The 19,685-nt window shown below is 34.1% G+C and carries 15 protein-coding genes; 12 read left to right on the top strand and 3 right to left on the bottom strand.

What is annotated here, in order from left to right:
- Positions 1 to 157: 157 nt before the first annotated feature.
- The 4 genes from hpt to obgE all read left to right on the top strand — a co-directional run bounded on the left by hpt (position 158) and on the right by obgE (position 3,977).
- Positions 158 to 688, top strand: a complete 531-nt coding sequence (gene hpt / locus GON26_RS08530) for a hypoxanthine phosphoribosyltransferase (protein ID WP_160374414.1) — start codon at positions 158 to 160, stop codon at positions 686 to 688.
- A 74-nt stretch (positions 689 to 762) separates the two neighbouring features.
- Positions 763 to 1,335, top strand: a complete 573-nt coding sequence (locus GON26_RS08535; protein ID WP_160374415.1) for an adenylate kinase — start codon at positions 763 to 765, stop codon at positions 1,333 to 1,335.
- Between the two features lie 201 nt (positions 1,336 to 1,536).
- Positions 1,537 to 2,811 carry a hemolysin family protein gene (locus GON26_RS08540; RefSeq protein ID WP_160374416.1) on the top strand — a complete coding sequence of 425 codons (1,275 nt, stop codon included), beginning with the start codon at positions 1,537 to 1,539 and terminating at the stop codon, positions 2,809 to 2,811.
- 164 nt (positions 2,812 to 2,975) lie between these two features.
- On the top strand, positions 2,976 to 3,977 hold the full coding sequence (obgE, locus tag GON26_RS08545; protein ID WP_160374417.1) for a GTPase ObgE: 1,002 nt from the start codon (positions 2,976 to 2,978) through the stop codon (positions 3,975 to 3,977).
- Between the two features lie 115 nt (positions 3,978 to 4,092).
- Here the strand turns inward: obgE and GON26_RS08550 are convergent, their stop codons facing one another.
- Complete coding sequence (locus GON26_RS08550; protein ID WP_160374418.1) at positions 4,093 to 4,623, bottom strand: outer membrane beta-barrel protein; 531 nt, start codon at positions 4,621 to 4,623, stop codon at positions 4,093 to 4,095.
- 314 nt (positions 4,624 to 4,937) lie between these two features.
- Between GON26_RS08550 and GON26_RS08555 the strand changes: the two genes are divergently transcribed.
- Complete coding sequence (locus tag GON26_RS08555; RefSeq protein WP_160374419.1) at positions 4,938 to 7,082, top strand: S46 family peptidase; 2,145 nt, start codon at positions 4,938 to 4,940, stop codon at positions 7,080 to 7,082.
- A gap of 109 nt (positions 7,083 to 7,191) precedes the next feature.
- Here GON26_RS08555 and GON26_RS08560 read toward each other — a convergent pair whose 3' ends face one another.
- Positions 7,192 to 13,665 carry an alpha-2-macroglobulin family protein gene (locus GON26_RS08560; RefSeq protein ID WP_160374420.1) on the bottom strand — a complete coding sequence of 2,158 codons (6,474 nt, stop codon included), beginning with the start codon at positions 13,663 to 13,665 and terminating at the stop codon, positions 7,192 to 7,194.
- 130 nt (positions 13,666 to 13,795) lie between these two features.
- On the opposite strand from GON26_RS08560, the gene GON26_RS08565 reads away from it, so the two are divergent.
- The gene (locus GON26_RS08565) at positions 13,796 to 14,503 is read left to right on the top strand and encodes a tetratricopeptide repeat protein (protein ID WP_160374421.1); all 708 of its coding nucleotides are present in this window, start codon (positions 13,796 to 13,798) and stop codon (positions 14,501 to 14,503) included.
- Between the two features lie 45 nt (positions 14,504 to 14,548).
- A complete protein-coding gene (locus GON26_RS08570; protein WP_160374422.1) occupies positions 14,549 to 15,904 on the top strand; it encodes a UDP-N-acetylmuramate--L-alanine ligase in 1,356 nt (451 codons plus the stop codon).
- 133 nt (positions 15,905 to 16,037) lie between these two features.
- Here GON26_RS08570 and GON26_RS08575 read toward each other — a convergent pair whose 3' ends face one another.
- Positions 16,038 to 16,679, bottom strand: a complete 642-nt coding sequence (locus GON26_RS08575) for a DUF1287 domain-containing protein (RefSeq protein ID WP_160374677.1) — start codon at positions 16,677 to 16,679, stop codon at positions 16,038 to 16,040.
- A gap of 125 nt (positions 16,680 to 16,804) precedes the next feature.
- Between GON26_RS08575 and GON26_RS08580 the strand changes: the two genes are divergently transcribed.
- Genes GON26_RS08580 through GON26_RS08600 form a run of 5 tightly spaced genes read left to right on the top strand, consistent with a single transcriptional unit; the run spans position 16,805 to position 19,684 of the window.
- Positions 16,805 to 17,266, top strand: a complete 462-nt coding sequence (locus GON26_RS08580; protein ID WP_160374423.1) for a GNAT family N-acetyltransferase — start codon at positions 16,805 to 16,807, stop codon at positions 17,264 to 17,266.
- A gap of 12 nt (positions 17,267 to 17,278) precedes the next feature.
- Entirely contained in the window at positions 17,279 to 17,968 is a 690-nt protein-coding gene (gene radC, locus GON26_RS08585) for a RadC family protein (RefSeq protein ID WP_160374424.1), read from the top strand.
- Positions 17,969 to 18,022: 54 nt separating this feature from the next.
- On the top strand, positions 18,023 to 18,526 hold the full coding sequence (parS, locus tag GON26_RS08590) for a type II RES/Xre toxin-antitoxin system antitoxin (protein ID WP_160374425.1): 504 nt from the start codon (positions 18,023 to 18,025) through the stop codon (positions 18,524 to 18,526).
- Complete coding sequence (locus tag GON26_RS08595; RefSeq protein WP_160374426.1) at positions 18,526 to 18,984, top strand: RES family NAD+ phosphorylase; 459 nt, start codon at positions 18,526 to 18,528, stop codon at positions 18,982 to 18,984. The genes parS and GON26_RS08595 overlap by 1 nt, the downstream gene beginning before the upstream one ends.
- Before the next feature lie 10 nt (positions 18,985 to 18,994).
- Entirely contained in the window at positions 18,995 to 19,684 is a 690-nt protein-coding gene (locus GON26_RS08600) for a YjjG family noncanonical pyrimidine nucleotidase (protein WP_160374427.1), read from the top strand.
- Position 19,685: the final 1 nt, after the last annotated feature.

Genomic DNA, 19,685 nt, shown 5'->3' on the forward strand with positions numbered 1-19,685 from the left:
ACAACAATTTAATAAAATTAAAAATCTTTTTAAGGAAAAATTTGTAAATATTAAGTGATATTTAACATTCTGAAAAAAGTATTGCCTACACTATAATTTGATACTTACAGTTTGGTTGTAATTCTGTATCTTTGCGCATTATTTTAAACCCAAAATAATGATACAACTTCACGATAAACAATTTGTTCCGTTTATTTCGGCTAAAGAAATTGATTTTGCTTTAACCAAGTTAGTTGCTCAGGTAGAGGACGATTTTGCAGATGAAACTCCAATTTTTATTGGCGTTCTTAACGGAGCTTTTATGGTTGTGGCCGATTTTATGAAAAAATACAAACACAATTGCGAGGTTTCATTCATCAAAATGGCCTCTTACGAAGGAACAGCCTCGACCAATACCGTCAAAGAATTAATTGGGATTAATCAGGATTTAACAGGCAGAACCGTAGTTCTTATCGAAGATATTATCGATACCGGAAACACGATCGAAGAATTAAAAAGAATGTTTAAAGAACAAAACGTAAAGCATTTCAAAATTGCAACCTTGTTTTTTAAACCCGAAGCATACAAAAAAGACATCAAAATAGATTATATCGGAATCAGAATTCCAAATAAATTCATCGTAGGTTACGGTTTAGACTACGATGGATTGGGCAGAAATTTGCCGGAAATTTACAAATTAGCAGAATAAAATAACAAACACACAACTATAATATTCATTTTAAACTTCTTAAAAATTAAAGAAGTCAAAGCAACACTAACATTATGATTAACATCGTTTTATTCGGAAAGCCTGGTGCAGGAAAAGGAACTCAGGCAGAATTTTTAAAAGAAAAATACAAATTAACACATCTTTCTACAGGAGATATTTTTCGTTTTAACTTAAAAAATGATACAGATTTAGGAAAAAAAGCAAGAGTTTTTATGGATAACGGAGAGCTGGTTCCTTGCGAATTAACTACCGAAATGTTGATCGATGAAGTAAATAAACACTTAGATTCAAACGGGTTTTTGTTCGATGGTTACCCAAGAACAATCAATCAGGCTGAAGCTTTAGATAAATTTTTGCCAACAATTGGTTCTAGCGTTACCGCTACAATCGCTTTGGAGGCTGACGACGAGATTCTGGTAGCTCGTTTACTTGAAAGAGGAAAAACCAGCGGAAGAGTGGATGATCAGGACGAAGAAAAAATTCGCGTAAGATATCAGGAATACAACGAAAAAACAGCCCCATTAATCGGGTATTATAAAGAACAAAACAAGTTTCACGCCGTAAACGGTATCGGAACTATCGAAGAAATTACTGAGAGATTAACGTCAGTTATAGATAATTTGTAGAAGCCAATCCAGCTGTACGTTACAAGTCCTCGCTAAAAAAACTATTTTTCTACACCATAAAACGAGCTTCCGCTGGTCGCTGTTTTCTGGTAAGAAAAATTAGTTTTTTTAGCTCCGGGCTTTTCTCTTCCATCTGGGCTAGAAACGACCCGAATTAATAATTGCATTAACGAACCAAATAAATAACGAATCTACTAAAAATTGGAAATACTAATAATATTTTTTCTGATACTATTAAACGGAGTTTTCTCTATGTCAGAAATCGCACTGATTTCAGCCAGAAAAAACCGACTGGAGACAGCAGCAAAAAAAGGGAACAAAAGTGCCAAAATTGCGCTCGATTTAGCCAATTCTCCAAACAAGTTTTTGTCCACAGTACAAATCGGAATTACCTTAATCGGGATTTTGACGGGTATTTATTCTGGCGACAAAATCACGATGGATGTAGAAACATTTGTTAGCGGATTTGCAGTTTTAAAACCCTTTGCCCATTCGGTTGCAGTGGGAATTGTGGTCGTTACACTAACGTTTTTCTCATTGGTCCTGGGTGAATTATTGCCAAAACGTATTGGCTTAAATTACCCGGAAGCGATTGCAAAAGCAGTTGCCTTACCGATGAAAATCGTATCGATTATTACAGCACCATTTATTTGGTTGTTGACATCATCGACAGATTTTTTATTGAATGTTCTGCAAATTAAACCATCAGCCGACGGAAAAGTGACCGAAGAAGAAATAAAAGCGATCATCAAAGAAGGAACCGAAGGCGGTGAAGTTCAGGAAATAGAGCAGGACATCGTGGAGCGTGTTTTTCATATTGGCGACCGAAAAGTAAACTCCTTAATGACGCATCGCAAGTCGGTAGATATGTTGCCGCTTAATGCTGATAAAGCAAAAATAAAAGAACTGGTTTTAGAAGACTTACATACTATTTATCCAGTTTACAGTGATAATTACGATGATATAGTAGGAATTGTAACATTAAAAAACATATTCGCTTCCATCGAAAAAGATACGTTCGATTTAGGCGCAATAATGACAGATGCACCGTATTTAATGGAGCAAACGACGGCCTACAAAGCCCTTGAAAATTTTAAGAAAACAGGTGTTCACTACGCTTTAGTTTCGGATGAATATGGTGTTTTTCAGGGAATTATTACCCTGAATGATATTCTGGAAGCTTTGGTAGGTGATGCATCCGATTTTTATAAAGATGAATTTCAACTTATCGAAAGAGAAGATGGATCCTGGATGGTGGACGGACATTATTCATTGCATGATTTCTTAACTTATTTTGAGTTAGACGAACTGACAAATGATTATGAAGTCAACACCGTGAGCGGAATGATTATGACCGAGCTTTCACATATTCCGAAGGAAGGCGAGAAATTAATCTGGCAAAAATTTGTGCTCGAAGTAATCGATATGGACGGCGTAAAAATTGATAAAGTGTTGGTAAAAACACTAAAAGAATAGAAAATTGTTTCAGGTTTTATTTTGTTTCAGGTTTCAGGTTACGTGCGTTGTGCCAACTTGAAACCTGAAACTTGAAACTTGAAACTATAAGTTAACAATAGATCTTGGAAATAAGATTTCAGAGTAATCTAAAATCTAAAATCTAAAATCTGAAATTTAAAACAATGACAGAAGGAAATTTTGTAGATTATGTTAAGATATATGTTTCTTCCGGAAAGGGAGGAAAAGGATCTACACATTTACATAGAGAGAAATTTATTGAAAAAGGTGGGCCAGACGGAGGAGATGGTGGACGCGGTGGACACGTATATTTAGTTGGAAATAAAGGTCTTTGGACATTGTTTCACTTAAAATTTGCTCGTCATATTAAAGCTGGTCACGGTGGAGATGGAGGAGGAGACCGTAGTACGGGGGCTGATGGAGATGATAAATTTATCGAAGTGCCATTAGGAACTGTGGTAAAAGACAAAGAAACCGGAGAAACCTTATTCGAAATTACCGAAGACGGTGAAAAAAGAATCCTTTCAAAAGGAGGAAAAGGTGGTTTAGGAAACTGGCACTTTAGAAGTTCAACCAATCAAACACCACGATACGCACAGCCAGGTTTGCCTGGAGTAGAAATGGATGTTATTCTGGAACTTAAAGTTTTGGCAGATGTTGGATTGGTAGGTTTTCCTAATGCGGGAAAATCAACTTTGTTGTCTGTATTGACTTCGGCTAAGCCAAAAATTGCGGATTATCCGTTTACAACGCTAAAACCAAACTTAGGAATTGTGGCTTACAGAGATTATCAATCGTTTGTAATTGCTGATATTCCTGGAATTATCGAAGGTGCCGCTGAAGGAAAAGGTCTTGGACATTATTTCTTGCGTCATATCGAGCGTAATTCAACATTATTGTTTTTAGTTCCTGTGGATACGCCGGATATTAAGGGAGAGTATGATATTTTGGTAAACGAATTAACAAAATACAATCCGGAAATGTTAGATAAAGAACGTTTGCTGGTTATCTCAAAATGCGATATGCTGGACGACGAACTGAAAGCAGAATTGAAAGCAGAATTGGATGTTGCTTTCAAAGATGTTCCTTATATGTTTATTTCATCTGTTGCACAACAAGGTTTGACAGAATTGAAAGACAAACTTTGGAAAATGTTGAACGAATAGAAAATACAAAACCCGAAAAAATAATACTATTTTCCCGGGTTCACACTCACCATTAAAATTCAAACAAAAAACAAAAGGCCGTTTTTATGCGGTCTTTTATTTTATGTATTCATTTTTATAGTGCGAAGTTTTTAGAAATTCCGATGTTGAATGTTTTTCCAAAATCAAATCCGAAGCTTTCTCTTCTTTCGTCATTTCTGCCGTCAAGATTATTATAGCCAATTCCTCCAATAGAGAAATTCAAACCAAATCCGTTTTTCATATTAATGAATAAATTTGGAATTAGATTTACATACATTCCTTTTGCATCATTTACGGATTCATTTTGATAACCGGCTCCTAAATCTGCAAATACAGCAAAGGTTTCAGAAAGGGATTGTGTGTAACGGACGAATCCGCCAATTTTGTATTTTTCAGTTTTCTCAGCCCAGTCACTATCAACACTTGCGATATATCCTTCAACACCTGCTGTCCATTTATCCGCAAATTGATATCCAATTTTTGGGTTAAATTCAAAAGAAGTCGATTTGGCTTCTCCTACTTTGTCTGATGCAAATCCAATATTTCCACCTACTAATACAGATCCTTTTTGTGCACTTGCCAATCCGCTTATAAGCAATGCAGCACATACTAATAATTTTTTCATTTTAGTTTTGTAAATTAATTTTTACAAAACTAGTATTATTTATTTTGTAAGAAAAGTTTTTGATTAAATTTTTTTCATTGAGAGTTTATTTTTACAAATAAAATATTTTTTTAGAATGAAATTATAATTTATGTTAGTTTTTAATATGTTTTTCTGTTTTAAATTTTTACGAAATCGGTTTCTCTTTTTTTATAGTATAAATATAGATTTACTAAAAATTATTCAAAATGAATTTGATTTTTTTAGCTTTTATATGTTAAGCTTCTATTTTTTTGAGAAAATGAATTATATTCGCATAACTTAAACAAAATATCATGAAAAAAATAATTTTATTCTTTACCATGTTACTTATGGCTTTTCCGGTAAGAGCTGATGAAGGAATGTGGTTTTTGATGTTCATCGAAAGACTGAATCATCGAGATATGCAAAAAATGGGCTTGCAATTGACAGCTCAGGAAATTTACAGTATTAACAATCACAGTTTAAAAGATGCGATTGTACAATTTAATGGTGGATGTACTGCTGAAATCGTTTCAAAAGAAGGTTTAGTTCTAACGAATCACCACTGTGGATACAACGCAATTGCAGAACTTTCGACTGCTGAACAAAACTATTTAAAAGATGGTTTTTGGGCGAAAGAAAAAAGCGCTGAAATGAAACCAAAATCATTATACGTTCGTTTCTTCGTGCGTATGGATGATGTTTCGAAAAGAATTTTGTCAAAAGTAAACGATACAATGACAGAAACAGAAAGAAACAAAGTCATTCAGCAAGAGATTGCATTAATTGAAAAAGAAAATAACGAAGGCGGAAAATATACGGTTTCTGTTCGTCCTTTCTTTCAGGGAAATGAATATTACTATTTTGTTTACCAGGATTACACAGACGTTCGTTTAGTAGGAACGCCTCCGGAAAGTGTTGGTAAATTTGGAGGGGATACAGATAACTGGGAGTGGCCTCGTCAAACAGGAGATTTCTCTATGTTCAGAGTTTATGCTGATAAAAACGGTAATCCTGCAGCGTATTCTAAAGACAATGTGCCTTTGCAGCCAAAGCATTATTTGCCAGTAAGTATCAAAGGGGTTAAAGAAAATGATTTTGCCATGATTTTGGGTTATCCTGGAAGAACAAACCGCTGGATGCCGGCTGGTGGAATCGAGCAAAACATTCAATACGCTTATCCTGCCTGGGTTGAAGGTGCTAAAACCGGAATGGACCAAATGAAAAAATATATGGATGCTGATGCAACAGTTCGTTTGCAATATGCTTCAAAATATGCTTCGACAGCGAATTACTGGAAAAATCGTCAGGGAATGATTGATGCTTTAACAAAAGCTGGAACGGTTGAAGCTAAAACGGGACAAGAAGATAAGTTCTACGAATGGGCAAGTAAGGATGCTAATAAGGAAAAATACGAAAATGTAATTCCAACTATTAACAACTATTACCGACAAACCAATATAAAAGCACGCCACGATAATTACCTTATGCAGCTTTTGCGTACGTCTAGTTATGCAACAGGACCAGCAAATTTAGGAAACGCATTAATCGCTTACTATAACGAAAATGATGCAAAAAAAGCAGAAATGCTTCCTAAAATAAATGCCATGATTGAAACCATCTATGGCGAATTTTACGCTCCATTAGAAAAAGATGTTTTAACGGCACAATTAAATTTGTATTCTTCTAAAGCTGCTGAATATGGTTTGGCAACACATATCGCTAAAATGAAATCTGAAAATAATGGAGATTTTACAAATGATGTAGCAAAAGCAACAGAAGTAAGTTATTTTACTACTAAAGAAAAAGTGCTGGCGTTTATGGCAGATCCAAAGCCATTGGCAATTGTACACGACCCGTTGTATATTATTTCTAATGATTTATTGACAAAATACCGTGCAAAAACAGATGATCAAACCAGAGCTGACGACGTTTTTGCAACAGCTTATCGTAAATTGGTTGAAGGTTTTAGAGAATCAAAACTAAATGCGATTCAATATCCGGATGCCAATTCTACATTAAGATTGACGTATGGAAAAGTTCGCGCTTTACCTGCAGACCCTCGCAATGATGCTAAAATCAACAATTATACAACCATGGAAAGTATGGTGAAAAAGTATAAAGCAGGTGATCAGGAATTTGATTTACCGGCTCGTTTATTAGAATTGAACAAAGCAAAAGATTTTGGTCAATATGCGGATAAAGCAGGATATATGCCAGTAAATTTCTTAACGGATAACGATATCACAGGAGGAAATTCAGGTTCACCGGTTCTTAACGGAAAAGGAGAATTAATTGGAATTGCTTTTGACGGAAATATCGAAGCTATGGCGGGTGATGTTATTTTTGATCCTAATTTGCAAAGAACTATCAACGTTGATATTCGTTATGTACTTTGGATTATTGACAAATACGCCGGAGCAAAAAATATTATAAATGAATTGACGATTATTAAATAATCTGATTTTTTTTCCGCCACGAATTCACGAATATTTTTAAAATAATTCGTGAATTCGTGGCGGATTTTTTTTGGAATTAGGAATTTTATTTTTGGAATTTTAGTTATACTTATTGTTTCACTTTTACCCGAATTCCTTTGGTATGACTGGCGAATTCAGGAGCATACATACTCTGGATTGTGGTAATTCCATTAGAAAATTCTCCACTATTGTTCACCCGAATATCATATTCTAAAATATAGGTTCCTTTGTTGATTTGGTCAAAAAAGAAATGTGTTGCAGCATCTTTTGTACTCCTATAATATCCTAAACCATCTTTGTATTGGTATTCTGAAAGTACAGCTACAGGCTCAAAACAAGAAGCACGCATGTCTTTTAAATGTACAAATTCCACGTCTTCCTTCGATGAAATTATCAATCTCACGGTAACCAAATCGCCCGTTTTTAATTCATTTTTAGAAGAGATTTTTTCTAATTCATCTCCTTTCAAAGTGCTTTTCTTCAAATACAATTCTTTACTAACAGATAAAACTGCCCCGGAGTTATTTTGAATTTTATCCAAATCTTCAAAATATTGCCAATACACGCCGCCATATCCCGGAACTTTCGATTTGTTTTCGATAGAAATTGACGCCATTTCTTTTTTTACTTCTTCTGCTTTCCAGTTGAGTTTGATGTAACCTGTTTCTGCTTCTTTTTCGTTTTCTGACAGTTTTTTGGTTATGATTTTTTCATTACCAAGTTTGATGATAGTATTGTCTTTTACACTTGTCCAGTCGGTGCCTTGCATCAATAAAGCATAAATGGCTTCGGTTGTTGATTTTGTGGTGGGCCAGTTTTTGGTTTGTTTGTTTTTTAATAGCCAGACTTTCATAGCATCGACTGATTTGGTGTCCTGAGTCACTTCGGCGAAAGCCTCAATCAATAAAGCCTGAGTTTCAATAGGCGCCTGATACCAATACCAGCCTGCTTTATTGGCAATCCAGTACATGCCCCAATCTTCGTTATTTGATGACGTTTCTTTTAGGCTTTCGATGATTTTTTTAGCCGTTTCTTTTTCTCCAAAACGATTCAGTGCCAAAGCGGCTAATCCTTTTTCGTAAAGCGAATAGGTAAGCCAGTCTTTTTTAGCGGCTTCAAAATACATTTTAGACGCTTTTTTCAAAGTATCCGAAAGTGGGTGTTTTTCCAAATAAAAGCTTCTTGTGTAGAAATAATGTAAATCAGCATTAGGATTTACCCAAATCAATTTATTTGTAGCTTTAGCATTCTTTGTTCTGATTTTGTGATAGTCTAAAAACTTACGGTCTAAAAACGGAATTCCAGTCTTAGCAATTTCGTCCATTTTAGAAGTATTATTTTCGTCTTTACTCAATTTAGATAAATGGCCTAATCCTGCCAGAATGTGTCTGGTGATGTATTCGCTTTCGTCGCTGCCTTCAAACCATGGGAAACCTCCGGATGATTTTTGTTTTTGCTTTAATTTATCGAAAGTGGCTTCCTGAGAATTTTTCATTTTTTCTAAATCGAATAACAGCCCCAGATTCTTTTTCTTTTCGTCTTCACTTTTAGCATCATTTAGCCAGGGTGTTTCTGCCAGAATTATCGATTTTAATTCTTCGTTTTCTTCTAATTTGGAATTTAGATTTCCGCTTTTTCTCCACTTTTCAAACACAGTAGCAATTTTTGGATTACTCCCGATAATATCCGAAGCCAGCGCATTGGCATAAAATCGTGCAAAAGTCTGTTCCGCGCATTCATGTTCGTATTCCATCAAATAAGGAAGAGACTGAATGGTAATCCATGTTGGGTTTGATGTATATTCGAAAGTAAACTGATGATTTTTTAAAGTCGATGAGGTATTGTTTTTTAAATTCTCAAACGTATATTCTTTTTTAGAATTCTCACGAACCCAAATCGGAATACTTTCTGTAACCAGCATATTATTCGTTAAAACCGGAAGTATGTTTTCTTCACCATCCGAATAATCACCTGATTTTGCCAGAATTTTATACTGAACACCTTGTAAGCCTTCCGGAATTGTAATAGTCCAGTTGGCTGTTGTATTACCAAAAGCCGGAATGGTAAAGTTCTTAACGTTTTGCGCATTCAGCATTTCGTTGTCTATTGGCTGCATGGTTGCAGCATCAAAAAACTGCAGCATGGCAATTCCTGTTTTGGCTTCGCCGGTAATATTCGAGATTTTAGCACTAATTACAATGGTGTCTTTCTCTCTGAAAAAGCGAGGAAAATTGGGTAAAATCATTAACTCTTTTTGAGTAAGGACAATTTTTTCTAAATAACCTGTAATCGCTTTTTTATTATGAGCTAGCAAACGAAGTTTCCAAGATGTTAATGCTTCCGGAGAAGTAAAGTTGAAGCTTACTTTTCCGTCTGCATCAGTTCTTAAATTCGGTAAAAAGAAAGCAGTTTCAGAAAGATTTTTTCTTGCTTTTACCTGTGTCAGTTCTTCTAATGCTTTTTTGGTGTTAATGATAATCACTCCATTTGCACCTCTGCTTCCGTAAAGAGCGGTTGCTTTGTCATCTTTTAAAACATCAACAGATAAAATAGTCGCAGGATCTATATTTTTTATATCATTTATAATTTGTCCATCCACCACATATAAAGGAGTTTTTCCTTCAAGACTGGCTGCTCCTCTAATTTGTACACCTGCAACAACACCTGCAACACTGGTACTGTCTGCTCCAACTAGAAAATTTCCTGTACTAATTCGCGAAATTGATGCAGAGAGACTGGCTTTCTTAGTCTGTATCCCATAACCGGTAACAACAACTTCTTCTAGACTATTGTGGTCTTCAGTTAGAACTATATCGATAATTTTTGCATCTTTGACTATTATGGACTGATTTTTAAAACCGATATAACTAAAAACAAGTTCTTCGTTTCTTACAGCTTCAATTTCATAATAACCATCAAAATCAGAACTTGTACCTCGTTGTGTTCCTTCGATTGTAATGCTAACCCCAGGAAGCGGCATATTCGATTCGTCTGTTACGATTCCGGAAATCAATTTGGCATTAATTGGTTTTTCTGCTTTTTTGCGAAGTTGTTTTTGATATTCTCTTTGAAGGAAAACAGAATTATTAGCATTGTTAAAATCAAATCCAAACCAGATAAGCTTGGCCGTTTCATTATGAAGTTCAATTCTGTTTTTTGGGATATTTAAATTCTGAAGATAACTTGATGTTTTTTCAAAACCCAAATCTGATTTAATATTACTGCTATTATAGGAGTAATCATAAAATCCCAAAGTGTTCCAACTGCTTGCTGCAAATTGGTCTAAGGAGCTGTCATACATCGAGGCCAGCACTTCGGCTTCATTTTTAGTATGGGTCGATTTTAATTTAAAGGACCAGTTTTCATTAGTTCCGGGTTGTAGTTTGCTTCTAAAAGTTTCGGTAGTAAACTCCAGTTTTGGTGCTTCAGTTTTTAAAAATACGTCAATATCTTTGTTGAAAACAGTATTCTCAAAAACACTCTGAATTCCTATTTTTAAATGCTTTTCAAATTCTTTTTTTAATGCGATTTTAATGATTTTTTCATTGTTTTCAAGATGTTCTGTTTTTTCAAAAAAGACTTTACTATCGTAATTTCCTGTAACAGAAAAATAAAGCTCAGGAATCACCGACGTTATTTTTAAGAGAACAAAACCATCTTTTTTAGGATCTTCATTAATCTGTTTGATACTAAATAAAGTACTGGTATTAAACTTGTCTTTGCTTTGCGTAATCTGAAAATCCGTGGAAGATTTTATAGTATTATCAAAACTATCTTTAGCTGAAAATACTATTTTATAATTCCCTGATTTATAATTTGAAATGAAATCCAAAACAATCTTTTTATCTTTTTCTGTATCTATTTTTTTAGAATAAAGTAAAGTTGTTGTGGTATCAGTTGTTATTTTTTCGTTTTGTTCATAAGGAAACAAGCGTTCAAAATCTGCATTCTTTATGGTTTCAAAATCAGGTACGGGCCAGACTCTGGGTTTGAATTTTCCGGAAAAAGGACTTTTATAAAAGATTTTGATTTCGCCTTTGACAGCCAGGAATTCGCCATTTAAGTTGGTGCTCGTAAGTAGAATTTCGTTTTTATTTTTGGTTTCAATTTGAAAAGGAACTGAGGTACCCAATACCAAGTCATGATAACCAACTTTTACATCGGTTTCAGCATCGTGAGTTTCGCCGTTAATATCAGTAACAGTGGTTTTTATATGATAATTAAAAACAGGTAATTGCTCTTTTTTAGTGTTTTTAGGAGGAATTGCAGTAAAGTCAATACTGAATTTTCCCGAAGCATCTGTTTTCGTTTCGCCGGTAATTATAATTTCCGTTTCTTCATCTGGTCCGGAAAAACCTCTAAAATAATTGGAATATCGGGTAACCGTGTATTTCACTACAGCATCAGAAATGTTGCTGCCCGCAAAAGCTTTCGCACTTCCTTGTACTTTAATCAGCTCATTGACCTTAAAGCTCTCTTTTTTTGGTTCAAAAGTAATTTCAAATTTTGGACGTTTGTATTCCTCAACTCTAAAATCAATTGCAGAATCTTCAAAGTCAACATTTTCCCAGAAAGCGTGTTCGTCTTTACCTTTGTTATAGTCTATGTCATTTTCATAAGTATCAGGTTCATCTGCTTCAATGGTAAAATTACCTGTCAAGCCATTTTTTGGTAAAACGAATTCCCCCGAAAAAGAACCGAATTCATTTGTAATAACATCAAATTCTTTAAAATCATTATAATCAGCGTCCTGAATAATAATTTTGAATGTTGTTTTAGCCACTACCTTTGTTTCATTATTCTTTTTTTGGATGGCAATCCCTTTGTAATAAACCGTTTGCCCGGGGCGATAAATTGCCCGGTCTAAATAAAAATCTACTTTTCCTTTAAAATCATCTTCGTTTTCGTTATCATTTTTGGAATATTCATTAAAATAGCTGAGATAGTTTTTCTGAACTAAAACAGTATCATTTTTCGTTGATAATTCAATATCGTTATTGTTGTAAATGAATTTCTTTTGACTGTAAGATGCAACACCGTTTTTATTCGTTTTTAAATTATAATGTTTCGATTTTACCGTCACATTCTCTAATGGTTTTCCGGTTTTTCTGTCCAGAACCTGAAACGTTTCTCCGGAAATATTCTGAGAAGCCAAAACAGCTAAATTAGAAACAGTAATGGTTTCATAGGAAAAAGCTTTTTCGTCTTTGGTTTCTGAATCACTTTCAAAATAAACCAAATAAGAACCGGTTTTTAAATTTGGTAAAAGTACCTCGGTAGTGTATTCAAAAAAATCATTTTTGTTTTTGATGGTATAGTTTTGGGTTACAATAACTGCCCCTTTTTGGATAATAACGGATGCTAAAGTGCCTTTTTTAGAATAATCTCTTAAATCTAAAAGTTGTTTTTGATTGATTTTATAGAAAGAAACTTTTACTTCTGAAACATTTTTATATCGAATAAGGGCTCTCGTATTTTCATCTGAATAACTGTATTTCTGAAGCTGAATATTTAATGATTTGGATTGAATATATCCTTTTTGCTGTACAGCCAGTTTGTAAGCGTTTGATCTGTTATTTACGGCAATAATACTGTCTAATAAAAAGACAGCCTGGATGTTATAATCCGGATGAGTTTCTTTTGAAGCTTTTTGCGATAAAACAGAAGCTTTTTCCAATTGAATGTTCTGAATCAGAATAGCTTCTTTTGTTTCTTTTTGAAGGGAAGTCAAAGCTGGGAAATAAGCCTCGTCAGAATCCAGAAGATTATTTTTGCAGTATTGCATGCGCTCCAGCTGATTGTCTCCGGAGGGGTTGTTCGATTCCTGATTTTGATATAAAGATAAAACGGTACGTAGGTTTTCATTTGTAGCAAAACCGAAATCGACCTTTATGAAATCTGTAGATTTCCCTAAAAGTTGTTTGGTATAGGGCGTAAAATCACTTTTTACAACTTCCCATTGATGCACTTTTTGTTTGTAAAAAGCCAGATTTTCTTTTAAAAGATAATCAAAAAGGTTTTCTTTTTTGAATTTCTCTAAGGTAAAAAAATCAAAGATTGCCTCGTATTTTTCTAATGAAGTTGATTTTAAAACGGTTTCGTTTTCTAAAGTCTTTTTCATAATCAAACCTATTTGATTTTTGAAAGTAGCTTCAGTCCAGGTCAAAAAATCTTCATCAAAAGCATTGGTATTGGTTCTGCTTCTGATTTTAGAATTGTTTCTGTTGTAATAATCATTCAGACACTTCGCGTAAACGAAATTCAATATTGCTTTTGATGGAATCGAAACACGGTTAATTTCGCTTTTCAAATTATTTATAATCTTCGTTTGTGCATTTTCATCAACCGTTTGCAGGTATTTCGACTGATAAAAAAAGCATTTTATCATTTGCACTTCGTCTTTATTTTCTACCGCTTTTTTATAGATTTCGACAACAATCTCGTTCGATGATTTTATTTTTCCTTCGTTTTCATAGTTAATTACTTTGGCCCATTTTTTATCATTTTGTTGAGCGAATAGCGTTGTAGAAAACAATAAGAACGCAAATAATATTTTTTTCATAAAGTGAGTTTTCTATATAGAGTGTTGTTTTTTGAAAAAGGTTGGAAACGTAATAAAATAAATTTCGTACAAATTACTAATTTATCCCTAAAACCTAATGATACATTTTATATTTCCTTATTTTTGAAACATGAAAAAGCTACTATTCCTTTTTTTGATGATACCAATATTTGTTTGGTCACAATCTAACTTTGAAAAAGCGGATAAGTTATTTAATTCTAAAAAGTATGAAGAAGCCGAGATTGCTTTTAAGGCAGTTTTAAAAAGTAATCCTAATGATATTAAAACATTAGAACGCCTGGCAGATATTGCTGCCCATCATAAAAATTGGGAGCAGACTGCTGTATATTATAAAAAGCTCAAAGAAATAAAACCTACCGAAGCCGATTATTTTTATAAATATGGAGGTTCTTTAGGGATGCTGGCTTTAGAAGCCAATAAATTTAAAGCTTTAGGAATGGTGTCGGATATGAAAAAGGCATTCGAAAAAGCTATTCTTTTAGATCCAAAACATCTGCCTGCGAGATGGGCTTTGATAGAGCTGTACCTGCAACTGCCGGCAATAGTAGGAGGCAGTGAGTCAAAAGCTTTGAAATACTCGCATGAACTGGCCCGGTTATCGCCGGTTGACGGGTATATGTCCAAAGGGAGAATTGATGAATATTTTGAAAGATATGCTGAGGCTGAAAAAAATTATATAAAAGCAGACGAAATTGGGAAATCAAAAATTACATTTCAAAAATTATATAATTTATATTTGAACAAATTAAAAGACCCTAAAAAAGCAAAGCATTTAAAACAGGAGTTTGATAAAAATAACGAAATATCAAAATCGTAACTTCCGGATTAAGAACGGAATCAGATAAAAAAATTGAAATTTAAAATGAAAACACATTTCATCGCCATAGGCGGAAGCGCCATGCACAACTTAGCATTAGCATTACATAACAAAGGATACAAGGTTACCGGCAGCGACGATGCTATTTTTGAACCATCGAAATCGCGTTTGGATAAAAAAGGAATTTTACCTGCTGAATTAGGCTGGTTTCCCGAAAAAATTACTGCTGATATCGAAGCTGTAATTTTAGGAATGCACGCCAAAGCTGACAATCCTGAATTGCTAAAAGCGCAGGAATTAGGTTTGAAAATATATTCGTACCCGGAGTTTTTATATGAACAGTCTAAAAATAAAACACGTGTTGTAATAGGTGGTTCTCACGGAAAAACTACTATTACTTCGATGATTTTGCACGTTATGCATTATCATAATATCGAAGTTGATTATATGGTAGGAGCACAGCTGGAAGGTTTTGATACAATGGTGCATCTTACTGAAGAGAATGATTTTATGGTTCTGGAAGGCGACGAATATTTATCTTCTCCGATTGACAGAAGACCAAAATTTCATTTGTACCAGCCTAATATTGCCTTGATTTCCGGAATTGCATGGGATCATATTAATGTTTTTCCAACGTATGAAAATTACGTGGAGCAATTCGAAATTTTTATTGCCAAAATCACCAATGGCGGAATTTTAGTGTACAACGAAAATGATCCAGAAGTAAAACGCGTTGCAGAGGCCGCTGTAAACCCAATTCGTAAATTAGCCTATCACACACCAGAATATTCCGTAAACGATGGTGTAACGTTATTGAAAACTCCCGAAGGCGATATGCCAATCGAAGTTTTTGGTGCGCACAACTTAAATAATTTGGCTGGAGCCAAATGGATTTGCCAGAATATGGGCGTTGACGAAGCTGATTTTTACGAAGCTATCGCCAGTTTTAAAGGAGCGTCTAAACGATTGGAGAAAATTGCTGAAGGAAAAGGCAAAGTAGCGTATAAAGATTTTGCACATTCGCCAAGTAAAGTGGCTGCAACTACAAAAGCGGTAAAGGAGCAATATCCAAACAGAACGTTGGTGGCATGTTTAGAATTGCATACGTATTCTAGTTTGAATGCTGAGTTTTTGAAAGAATACGAAGGAGCACTTGAATATGCTGGTGTAGCGGTTGTTTTTTATTCGCCGGATGCAGTAAAAATCAAACAATTAGAAGAAGTAACTTACGAGCAAATCGCCAGCTCTTTCAATAGAAAAGATTTAATAATTTACACGAATCCTGTTGAATTCAAAGAATATTTATTCAATTTAAATTTAGAGAATTCAGCACTTTTATTAATGAGTTCAGGAAACTACGGCGGATTGAATTTTGATGAGGTAAAAGGTTTGATTGAGTAATTAATTAGTCAATGAGATAATTTGAAAATGTGTCAATTGTTTTTATATAATTGGCACATTTTTTTTTGAAATTCATTTCACCATCACTTGTTTGGAATTTGGAATTTCTGTTTTGGAATTTCCTTAATAGGATTTACATTTTGGAATTTGTATATAAAAAATGTCCCACAATTGGATATTCAAACAAACAATCTTCCAACACTTGTCCACCGCCTACATTGTGAACGATTAAATTTCGTTTTCCGTCTTGAGATTTTTTGTTAGTGATGATACCAATGTGCGGTAACTTTCCGTTTATCATCCAGGTTACTAACTCGCCAGTTTTATAATCGGATGGATTTTGGGTTACGGGTAATTTTGTTCCTTTTCGTTCAAAGAAAATTTCCAGATTAGGAACTCTTCTGTGATCGATATTTTTGTCGGTTTTGGTCATTCCCCATTTCTTTAAATTTGGATAAAGATTAAAATTACCTATCATATCTTCATGCACTTCTTTTTGTAAATCAATGTCTAGTTTTCTATAAGCACGAATGATCACATCGGTACAAACACCTTTATTTGCAGGAACATCTCCGTTTGGATATTTAATCGAAAAGTAAGCCGGATCATAATCAATAGAAGGGTCGATTATTGAAATTGCCGCTTCGGATAATTTTTCTTCAAATGTTTTAACCGTTTTTTCTGTAGAATGATGTACTGCAAATTGCGTTTTTTCTTTTTGGTTACAGGAAATCACTGAAAATGCGATTAGAAATAGGACACAAATAGTCTTCATCATATTGGGTTAGAATTTGTTATTCGGATTATCTATAAATTTAATTCTTTTTAGAATGCGAATACATTTTTAATGAATGATTTTTCTTATTTTTAACAAAAAATCCCCAAACACTATTTTTAAGTATGAATGCAACAACAAAAGTGATCGCTACGACAAGCGAGAACCCAGATTTTATATTTTTAATACAAACCTTCGATACTTTTTTATGGGAAAGATATCCCGAATTAAAAAAAGAGTATTGGGGCAATAACCTGATAGAGTTTAACCCAAATGTGATTATCGTTTATCTTGATGAAAAACCAGTTGGCTGTGGCTGTTTTAAAAGGTACAATGAAAATTCGGCTGAGCTAAAGAGAATGTTCGTTTCTCCTGAAGCCAGAGGTTTAGGTCTGGCGCAATTAGTTATCAAAGAATTGGAGCTGAAAGCCAAAGAGCAGGGTTTTGAGACTTTCATTTTAGAAACATTGTACAAGCAGACAGAAGCAATTAGTCTCTATCAAAAAGTAGGTTTTGAAATAGTAGAAAACTATGAACCTTATGTAGGTATGACAAATAGCATTTGTATGAGCAAAAGCATTATTTAATATTTAATTTTAATGGAATCAACACATTTTCCTATTACAAATTGGTCCGAAGACGACAGGCCGCGCGAAAAATTAATGCTGAAAGGAAAAAGTGCGTTAAGTGATGCCGAGCTGATTGCAATTTTGATTGGTTCCGGCAGTCGAAACGAATCGGCTGTAGATTTGAGTAAACGAATTTTAGCAAGTGTAGATACATTAAATTCTTTAGGGAAAATGTCGATTTCGCAATTGATAAATTTTAAAGGAATAGGAGAGGCAAAAGCTATCGCAATCATTGCAGCACTCGAATTAGGTAGAAGAAGAAGGTCTGAAGATGCTGTTGAACTTGTTAAAATTACGTCAAGCAAATTGGTTTTCGAAATCATGCAGCCTATTATTGGCGAACTGCCACACGAAGAATTTTGGGTTCTTTTTCTGAATAATTCAAATAAAGTAATTTCGAAATCACAATTAAGCAAAGGCGGAATTTCGAGTACCATTGTCGATGTGCGTTTGGTGTTTAAATTGGCTCTCGAATCGGGTGCTACAGGACTGATTTTGTGTCACAATCATCCGTCTGGCGTTTTGAAACCGAGTAACGCCGATCTTCAGATTACTAAAAAACTTAAAATAGCCGGTGATAGTTTAGATGTTAAAGTTTTAGACCATCTGATTATAACCGAAACAAAATATTATAGTTTTGTAGATGAAGGCGTTTTTTGATAAATTTGCTTCTTTCAGACATTTGTCTTATATTTACGGTCAAATGTCTTTTTTATGGAAGCTGTAAAATTAAAATCGGGAGAAGCCATTGATAAGGCTGTAAGAGGGTTTATCACCAAGGTCGAGAAGGATAGTGGGTACAAACTCATTACTAAAAACATAACCTATAGGGAGTTTTTAAAAAACAAAATGTTGATTAGTCATTCTATTCGCGAAGGAATTCCGTATGATTTTTTTAATCTGATAAAAGAAAATGCCCCTTTTAATGAAGAGGATTGGGCTTCTTTTTTAGGAATTTCAACCAAATCACTTCAAAGAAATAAAGTAAAAGAGAATTTTATATTCAAGTCTTTACAGTCAGAAAAAATTCTCGAATTAGCTGAGGTTACTTCATTAGGAAAAGAAGTTTTTGACTCTGAAGAACAATTTTATTTATGGTTGAACACACCTTCGTTTGCATTAGCTTCCTTAACTCCTTTTGAACTCTTAAGAGATTCTTACGGAAAAGAAATGGTGGTGAACGAATTGAATAAAATTGATCAGGGAATTTTTGTGTAATGGAAGTTTTTCGATTAGCGCGCAAAAAATATCCGATTGAGCTGTCTGGACGTGGTGCAGCAATTTCAGGCGCAAGATGGAATTCTAAAGGAACTGAAATTATTTATTGTGCAGAGAACAGGGCACTTGCCATGGCTGAGGTTTTAGTACATCTTTCGTTAGCAACTTTGCCAGGCGATTTTGTAATGCTCACTATTATTATTCCTGACGAAATTGACATTGAGGTATTAGATCTGAAAACCCTGAAAGAAGATTGGTCTGTTTTTCCCGGCACATTCGAAACAGCGGCAATGGGCGATGATTTCATCCGAAGAAATGATTCTTGTGTTTTGAAAGTTCCATCAGCAGTCGTAAAGGGAGATTTTAATTTGCTTATTAATCCGTATCACAAGGATTTTCATAAAATTAAAATTATAGATCAGCATGACTTTCCATTTGATAAACGAATATTTAAATAATTAGATTACCATGTTACAAAATACGATTACAGATGTTTTTTTTGATTTAGATCACACACTTTGGGATTTTGATAAAAACTCCGAAATGGCTTTTGATCGAATTTTTAAAGATAAATATCCGCATATTAAGACAACTGATTTTATCGAAAAATATGCGCCTATTAATCAGGCTTGCTGGAAATTATACCAAAACGATACAATCACCCATCAGGAATTGCGTTATAACAGATTAAGATTTTCTTTTGACGCTCTGAACATTGACATCTCAGATGACGAAATTAGCGAAATTGCTGTTGATTATATCGAATTCTTAACCGACAATAATCATCTTTTTGATGGTGCAATTGAGGTCTTGGAGTATTTGAAATCAAAGTACAAATTGCACATTATAACCAATGGTTTTGCGGGTGTTCAGGATAAAAAAATAAACAACGCGTTGCTTTCAGGTTATTTTACAACGATTACAAATTCTGAATTAGCAGGCGTAAAGAAACCAAATAGTATTATCTTTGATTATGCGATTAATATTGCGAAGGCTTCTAAAGCGAACAGCATCATGATTGGAGATTGTCTGGATGCAGATATTAACGGAGCTTTGAATGCAGGTTTGGATGCTATTTTTTTTAATGAAAAAAAAATCGAAACACCTGAAAATATTAAACAAATTAATCATTTATTAGAACTTAAAAAATATTTATAAT

Source organism: Flavobacterium hydrocarbonoxydans (assembly GCF_009789235.1).
Classification (GTDB): Bacteria; Bacteroidota; Bacteroidia; order Flavobacteriales; family Flavobacteriaceae; genus Flavobacterium; species Flavobacterium hydrocarbonoxydans.